This window comes from Massilia sp. LC238 (assembly GCF_000735635.1).
Classification (GTDB): Bacteria; Pseudomonadota; Gammaproteobacteria; order Burkholderiales; family Burkholderiaceae_D; genus Telluria; species Telluria varians.
The window spans coordinates 90,422-97,794 of the sequence record NZ_JNNN01000077.1 but is presented as its reverse complement, the minus strand read 5'-3'; the positions used below and the strand labels follow the sequence as shown (position 1 = coordinate 97,794).

Below are 7,373 nucleotides of genomic sequence, written 5' to 3'. Positions count from 1 at the left end.
GGCACGCCGGCGTACACGTCCGTGTCGTGGAGACCAACCTCAGACCGTGGTGTCAACCGGCGTCATGGCAGCCAAGAAGATGTCCGCTCAAAAGCGCGCCAGCTCCCGCTAACCCGGGCAAAAAAGCGGACATTTCAACTTTGCCAGAAGCGGACATTTCAACTTTGCCTTTACAGGGTCAGCTAATAATTCTGCCAGCGGATATAGGCCACCGCGTGCTCGATGTTTTCCACTAGTCCCGCTTTGCTCAGTGACGGATCGGACCACTGGGCGCGGTCCTTGACGATGATGAAGGTGTCGGTGATGCTTGCAGGCATTAGATCGGATGCCAGTTCCGCGGTGCCGCGCGCGAAAATACCCTTTTCGAAGCGGTGGCGATGATGCGATTCTCGGTGTGATCGACATGCCTGGACAGCCACAGCGCGATCGCCGCAGGAACGAGCGCGACCGACAGCACGAATGCGCAAACAAGCGCCACCATGACGGTCACCGCCATCGGCACGAACATCCGTCCTTCGACGCCCTGGAAGGACAGCAGTGGCACATACACCAGGATAATGATCGCCTGGCCGTAGAGGCTTGGACGAATCATCTCGCGCGCCGCAGCGGCAACGGTTTCCGTTCGCTCTGCTTTGCTCAAGACACGTCCAGTTGCCTGCTGACGCTCGCCAATCCGGCGCAATGCATTTTCCACGATGATCACCGCACTATCGACGATCAGGCCGAAGTCGAGCGCCCCTAAGCTCATCAGACTCGCGGACAGTCCGATGCGCAGCATACCCGCCGAGGTAAGCAACATGTTGATAGGAATGACGGCTGCGGCGATCAATGCGGCCGGAAGTTTCCAAGCAGGGCAAAGAGCACGACGATCACCAGCAAGGCGCCTTCGGTCAGGTTTGTCGCGTCGACCAGCCGGGTGCGGTCCAGCACAGGCTTGATGACAAGTCCGGGCGGCAGCGACCGTGCGATCTCCTTCAGGCTAACTAGGCCTTGCCGGTCCCGCCTAAGTGTAGATTATGAATAAATCTCTCACTGTGCGAATAAACGTATCACCAATCGAAAAAAACTCTCACCAATTCTAACTTATCGGCCGTCGTGCACTGAACAGGTCTCATGTCGCTAGCAATAGCTCGTGCTATACTTTTTCCATGACACGCCGGTTCGTTTACATGCTGCTCACAATCATGATGCTTCAGCTTAGCTGGAGCGTCGTGGCAGAGTATTGCGAGCATGAAACCGGCCGCGCTGCACAGCATCTTGGCCATCATGCGTCGCACGACGAGCCTGCTCAAGAGGTTTTCAGTTCGCTCGACCAGCCTTCCAAGTCGAAAGCAGGGGCCCTGCATTCGCACTGCACTTCCTGTACCCACACGCCTCTGACGTTCGAGGAGCTGCCCGTGGTAGTTGCGGTTTCGGAGCCTCTGCGCTTTGCTCCATCCTCCCCCCTGCTTCGCTTTTCCTCCACCGATGTGGCCCCGCCTGAGCGGCCGCAATGGGTTGCCGTCGTCTGATTCGGCGGCGACTTGTAACTAATCAGTCCCAAGATCTTCCAGGAGTGTCGTCACGGCATTTCTGATGCGAATCGTCGCTGAATATCCTTCGCCTATTGTTTTCGGAGTTTATTCATGCACCCCAAACGTATTGTTGTCGGGTCGCTCGTGCTATTGGCATGGGCGCTCCCTGCGGCCGCGCAACTGGCTGGCGGTTCGCCAGTCGGCCGCCCGGACGCTGTCCCCGCCGTACCCGCCGTCGGCACCCCATTGACGCTCGAAAAGGCGGTCGACATGGCCATGGCCGCCAACCCGAGCCTGCGCGCCAGTGCCCTCGACATCGTCATCGCTAGCGCCGGGCGCCGCCAGGCCGGATTGCTGCCAAATCCCACCGTTTCCTACACAACTGAGGGAACACAACGCGGTACGCGTACGCGTACCTTCGAGCTGAGCCAGCTGGTCGAGCTTGGCGGCAAGCGGCGCGCCCGCGTGGGGCTCGCCGAGCGCGACAGCCGGCTTGCACTTGCGGCCGCGAGCATGGCTCGGGCCGAACTACGCGCTGACGTCACCGCCGCCTATTTCAACGCGCTGGGCGCCCAGGAACGGGTACGCCTTGCGCAAACCTCGCTCGACATTGCGTCAAAAGCAAGGGCGGCGGCTGAGAAGCGTGTTGCCGCCGGGCGTGTCTCGCCTGTCGAACTGTCGCGTGCAAAGGTAGCCGAGTCGACTGCACGCCTCGACCTTTCCCAGGCCGACGGCGAACTGCTTATCGCGCGCGGTTTGCTGACGGCGTATTGGGGCCAGGCACAGCCGGGAATTCTGGCCCTGGTCGAGCCAGTAGACGAGCTCGCGGCTATTCCTTCCCTTGAAGACTTGCGAATACGCCTGGCTGGCTCGCCGCAGCTGCAGCGCGCACGCCTGCAAGTCGAGCGCGAAGAGGCGCAGGTGTCGGTTGACCGCGCGCAGCGCATGCCCGACGTCACCCTTGTCGTCGGCCGCCAGAGGGATGAGGAGATGGGGCGAACGCAAACCGTCCTCGGCGTCTCGGTCCCGCTCCCCTTGTTCAACCGGAACCAGGGCAATCTGCAAGCTTCGCTCGCCCGTGCGGACAAGGCGCGCGCCGAAAGCGATGCGCAGCAGCTGAGGCTCGACCAGACCTTGACCAGTACCTATCAGCGCGCCCAACTGGCGAGGGAACAGGTGCACACCATGCGACAGGAAATTCTCCCGGAAGCGCAACGCGTCTTCGATTCCGCCGTCATCGGTTTCGAGGCTGGCAAGTTCAATTTCCTGGATGTACTCGATGCCCAGCGCACCCTGCTGCAAAGCCGCGCGCAATACGTCCAGGCACTTTACGACAGCTACCGATTTACTGCGGAGCTCGGCCGGTTTTCCGACGCTGGCACCGGCGCCACCAATACCAACAGGAATACCCCATGAAGTTCAATATCGACAAAAAATCAGCGCTTTCGATCGCGGGGGTGATCGCGGTCGGCATCATACTGGCCCTGCTGATCGTGTTCTGGAAAGGCGATAGCGCTCCGGCACAGGAAGGCGGGAAGCGCGCCGAAGAAACCGCCGAGGCAAAGACCGAAAAAGGCGGTGAGAAGGAAGAAGGACATGCCGAAGAACCCGGCCTCATCGAAATGAGCCCGCAGCAGATCCAGACCGCCGGCATCGCCACTGCAACGGCTGGTCCGGCAGCCATTCGCACCGAACTTGTCCTCCCCGGCGAGGTGCGCTTCAACGAAGACCGGACGGCACACGTCGTGCCGCGCGTTGCGGGCGTGGTCGAATCGGTTGCCGCCTCGCTTGGCCAGGATGTGAAGAAGGGACAACCCCTGGCCGTCATCGCCAGCGCCGAACTGGCGGACCTGCGCAGTGCCGCGCTCGCTGCCGGCAAGAGGCTCGAGCTGGCGCGCATCACCTACGAGCGCGAAAAGAAGCTGTGGGAACAAAAGGTTTCCGCTGAGCAGGATTACCTCCAGGCCCAACAGGCCTATCGCGAAGCCGAGATCGAGTCGCAGGCGGCCCGCTCGAAATTGAACGCACTCGGCGCGGACGTATCGGCCGGCGCGGTCAACCGCTTTGTCCTGCGCGCTCCGTTTACCGGTGTCGTCGTCGAAAAACACCTCGCCCAGGGTGAAGCAGTGAAGGAGGACGCGAACGTCTTCCTCGTCTCGGATCTGTCGACCGTGTGGGTGAACATCGCGGTCGCGCCCAAAGACCTGGCCTCGGTCCGCGTCGGCCAAGCGGTCACGGTCAGGTCGGCAGCCGGTGGGCCGTCCGTAGCAGGCAAGGTCAGTTACGTGGGCAACCTTCTCGGCGAGGAGACCCGGACCGCAAGCGCACGGGTCGTGATCGACAATCCAGGACTCGCATGGCGCCCCGGCCTGTTCGTCAACGTTTCCGTGGTCAGTGGGCAGAAGGACGCTGCGGTTGCCGTTGCTTCCGACGCCCTGCAGACACTGGAAGGCAAGAACGTCGTGTTCGTCAAAACCGCCAAGGGGTTCCAGGCCCAGCCGGTGACCACCGGCGTCAGCGACGGAAAGCTGACGGAAATTGTCGCCGGCCTCGCCGCGGGCGCACCCTATGTCACGACCGGCAGCTTTGTCGTGAAGGCCCAGCAGGGCAAGGGCAGTGCCGAGCATGAACACTGAGCGAGGATCGAAACATGTTTGAGCGCATCATTCGCTTTGCCATCGAACATCGATGGCTAGTCATGCTGGCCGTCATTGCGATGGCCGCAGTCGGCATCTACAACTACCAGAAGCTGCCGATCGACGCGGTACCCGACATCACCAACGTCCAGGTGCAGATCAATACCTCGGCGGCCGGTTATTCGCCGCTCGAAGTCGAGCAGCGTGTCACGTTCCCTATCGAAACCGTGATGTCTGGCCTGCCCGGGCTGGAAGAAACCCGCTCGCTGTCGCGTTATGGCCTGTCGCAAGTGACCGTCATCTTCAACGACGACACCGACATCTATTTCGCACGCCAGCTCGTCAACCAGAGGATCCAGGAAGCCAGGGAAAACCTGCCGGCCGGCGTGACCCCCATGATGGGTCCGATCTCGACGGGCCTGGGTGAAATCTACCTGTGGACGGTCGAAAGCGAGCCGGGGGCGAAAAAGCCCGACGGCACGCCCTACACCCCCACCGACCTGCGCGAGATCCAGGACTGGATCATCAAGCCGCAGCTGCGCCAGGTTCCCGGCGTCACCGAGATCAACTCGATCGGCGGCTTCGCAAAGGAGTACCTGATCGCCCCGGATCCGGCAAAACTCAGTTCCTACAGGCTGTCGCTGTCCGACGTCGTCAATGCGATCGACCGTAACAACAGCAACGTCGGCATGGGCTACATCGAGCGCCGCGGCGAGCAATTCCTCGTGCGGGCGCCGGGTCAGGTGCAGACGCTGGACGACATCCGCAACACCATCCTCAGCAATGTCGACGGCGTTCCCATCCGCGTGCGTGACGTCGCGACGGTCGACGTCGGGCGCGAGCTACGTACGGGGGCGGCAACCGAGAACGGCCGCGAAGTCGTGCTGGGCACGGTCTTCATGCTGATCGGCGAAAACAGCCGGGCTGTTTCCCAGGCGGTAGCCAGCAAGATGGTCGAGGTGAACCGTTCGCTGCCGAAAGGCGTGGTGGCGATTCCCGTGTACGACCGCACGACACTGGTGGACAAGGCGATCAATACGGTCAAGAAGAACCTGCTCGAGGGCGCCGTCCTCGTGATCGTGATCCTGTTCCTTTTCCTCGGCAATATCCGCGCTGCGATCATCACGGCCTTGGTCATACCCCTCGCGATGCTGTTCACCTTTACCGGGATGGTGACTTACCGGGTCAGCGCGAACCTGATGAGTCTGGGTGCGCTCGACTTCGGCATCATCATCGACGGGGCGGTCGTCATCGTCGAGAACTGCGTACGGCGCCTCGCGCACGCGCAGGAACACCATAAGCGCCAGTTGACCCTTGCCGAACGCTTCCACGAGGTGTTCGCGGCCGCGAAAGAAGCGCGCCGCCCTCTCCTGTTCGGCCAGCTCATCATCATGGTGGTGTACCTGCCGATCTTTGCCCTCTCCGGTGTCGAAGGCAAGATGTTCCATCCAATGGCCTTCGCCGTCGTCGCCGCGCTGCTCGGGGCGATGATCCTGTCGATCACCTTCATTCCCGCCGCCGTCGCCCTGTTCATCGGCAAGCGCGTCACGGAAAAGGAAAACCGTATCATGGTCTCGGCGAAGCGCGTCTACGCCCCGGCCCTCGAAAAGGTCTTGCGTAACGGCGCTCTGGTGATCACGAGCGCCGTCGTGCTGGTGCTCCTGTCGGGACTGCTGGCTACACGGCTGGGAAGCGAATTCATCCCCAACCTGAATGAAGGCGATCTCGCGCTGCAGGCGATTCGCATCCCTGCAACCAGCCTGAGCCAGTCGGTGGAGATGCAGCAGAAGCTCGAGGCCGGCCTGAAGGCGAAGTTCCCGGAGATCGATCGCGTGTTCGCCCGCACGGGTACCGCCGAGATTGCCTCGGACCCGATGCCGCCCAACATCTCGGACGGTTACATCATGCTCAAGCCCGAGTCTACGTGGCCCGCGCCGAAGAAGACCCGCGCCGAGCTGGTCGAGGCGATCGAGGAAGAAGCGGAGAAGTATGCCGGCAATGCGTACGAACTGTCCCAGCCGATCCAGCTTCGCTTCAACGAGCTCATCTCGGGTGTACGCAGCGACGTCGCCGTAAAGGTCTTCGGTGACGACATGGCAGTGCTGGAAACCACCGGCAAGGAAATTGCCGAGGTCCTCCAACGGGTGCCTGGTGCGGCTGAGGTCAAGGTGGAGCAGACTGGCGGCCTGCCGATGCTGACCGTCGATATCGACCGCGAAAAAACGGCCAGGTACGGCCTGAACATCGGCGACGTGCAGGAAGCGCTGGCAATCGCCACTGGCGGGCGCGAAGCCGGCACCATGTTCGAGGGCGACCGCCGCTTCGACATCGTGGTTCGCCTGCCAGAAGCGATGCGCACCGACCTTGACGCATTGCGGCAGCTGCCGATTCCCCTGCCAGCCAAGGAAGGTAGCGCAACGGCCTACATCCCGCTTGCCGAAGTCGCGACGCTGAACTTCACGCCAGGGCCGAACCAGATCAGCCGGGAGAACGGAAAGCGGCGCATCGTCGTGAGCGCGAACGTGCGCGGCCGCGATATCGGCACCTTCGTTCCGGAGGCGCAGGCGGCCATCGCTGCAAAGGTCAAGGTTCCGGCAGGTTACTGGACCAGCTGGGGCGGCACCTTCCAGCAGCTGGAATCTGCGACCCAGCGCCTGCAGATCGTCGTGCCGCTTGCCCTCTTCATCGTGTTCACTTTGCTGTTCGCGATGTTCGGCAACGTGAAGGATGGCTTGCTCGTCTTTACCGGCATCCCGTTCGCGCTCACCGGCGGCGTCATCGCCTTGGCCCTGCGGGGAATTCCGCTGTCGATTTCCGCGGCAGTGGGATTCATCGCCTTGTCCGGTGTGGCCGTCCTGAACGGCCTCGTGATGATTTCCTATATCCGGACCTTGCGTGAAGAGGGAATGGATCTGGACCAGGCAATCACGCATGGCGCGCTCACACGACTGCGGCCGGTCCTGATGACTGCCCTGGTCGCATCGCTGGGATTCGTGCCGATGGCGATCGCAACCGGGACAGGCGCCGAAGTGCAGCGGCCGCTGGCAACCGTCGTCATCGGCGGGATCCTGTCTTCGACCGCACTAACGCTGCTCGTTCTTCCCCTGCTCTATCGGCTCGCGCATCGCAAGGATCCTGATGACGAACCGGTACAGCCGGCGAAAGTGGTCGTCCAGTAAGCGTATGGGCCGCAGCTGCCGTTTGCGGCCCAACTCAGAGAGGA

The 7,373-nt window shown here is 62.1% G+C and carries 6 protein-coding genes; 4 read left to right on the top strand and 2 right to left on the bottom strand.

Features of this window, described 5'->3' with window-relative positions; translation table 11 throughout:
- Positions 1-182: 182 nt before the first annotated feature.
- The gene (locus FG94_RS28495; protein ID WP_267872345.1) at positions 183-317 is read right to left on the bottom strand and encodes a hypothetical protein; all 135 of its coding nucleotides are present in this window, start codon (positions 315-317) and stop codon (positions 183-185) included.
- A complete protein-coding gene (locus FG94_RS28355) occupies positions 317-829 on the bottom strand; it encodes an efflux RND transporter permease subunit (protein ID WP_036215876.1) in 513 nt (170 codons plus the stop codon). Before FG94_RS28355 ends, FG94_RS28495 begins: the two co-directional genes overlap by 1 nt.
- A 340-nt stretch (positions 830-1,169) precedes the next feature.
- Between FG94_RS28355 and FG94_RS26220 the strand changes: the two genes are divergently transcribed.
- From FG94_RS26220 to FG94_RS21250, 4 genes are all read left to right on the top strand, one after another.
- Positions 1,170-1,511 carry a hypothetical protein gene (locus FG94_RS26220; protein ID WP_152571078.1) on the top strand — a complete coding sequence of 114 codons (342 nt, stop codon included), beginning with the start codon at positions 1,170-1,172 and terminating at the stop codon, positions 1,509-1,511.
- Between the two features lie 114 nt (positions 1,512-1,625).
- Entirely contained in the window at positions 1,626-2,930 is a 1,305-nt protein-coding gene (locus FG94_RS21260) for a TolC family protein (RefSeq protein WP_036215873.1), read from the top strand.
- Entirely contained in the window at positions 2,927-4,150 is a 1,224-nt protein-coding gene (locus FG94_RS21255; RefSeq protein WP_081926123.1) for an efflux RND transporter periplasmic adaptor subunit, read from the top strand. Before FG94_RS21260 ends, FG94_RS21255 begins: the two co-directional genes overlap by 4 nt.
- Positions 4,151-4,164: 14 nt before the next feature.
- On the top strand, positions 4,165-7,329 hold the full coding sequence (locus FG94_RS21250; RefSeq protein ID WP_036215870.1) for a CusA/CzcA family heavy metal efflux RND transporter: 3,165 nt from the start codon (positions 4,165-4,167) through the stop codon (positions 7,327-7,329).
- The last annotated feature ends 44 nt before the right edge of the window (positions 7,330-7,373 follow it).

Bases quoted from the DNA above. Each gene is read 5' to 3' on its own strand.
- FG94_RS28495 (WP_267872345.1), bottom strand. From the start codon at position 317: ATGCCTGCAAGCATCACCGACACCTTCATCATCGTCAAGGACCGCGCC.
- FG94_RS26220 (WP_152571078.1), top strand. From the start codon at position 1,170: ATGCTGCTCACAATCATGATGCTTCAGCTTAGCTGGAGCGTCGTGGCA.
- FG94_RS21260 (WP_036215873.1), top strand. From the start codon at position 1,626: ATGCACCCCAAACGTATTGTTGTCGGGTCGCTCGTGCTATTGGCATGG.
- FG94_RS21255 (WP_081926123.1), top strand. From the start codon at position 2,927: ATGAAGTTCAATATCGACAAAAAATCAGCGCTTTCGATCGCGGGGGTG.
- FG94_RS21250 (WP_036215870.1), top strand. From the start codon at position 4,165: ATGTTTGAGCGCATCATTCGCTTTGCCATCGAACATCGATGGCTAGTC.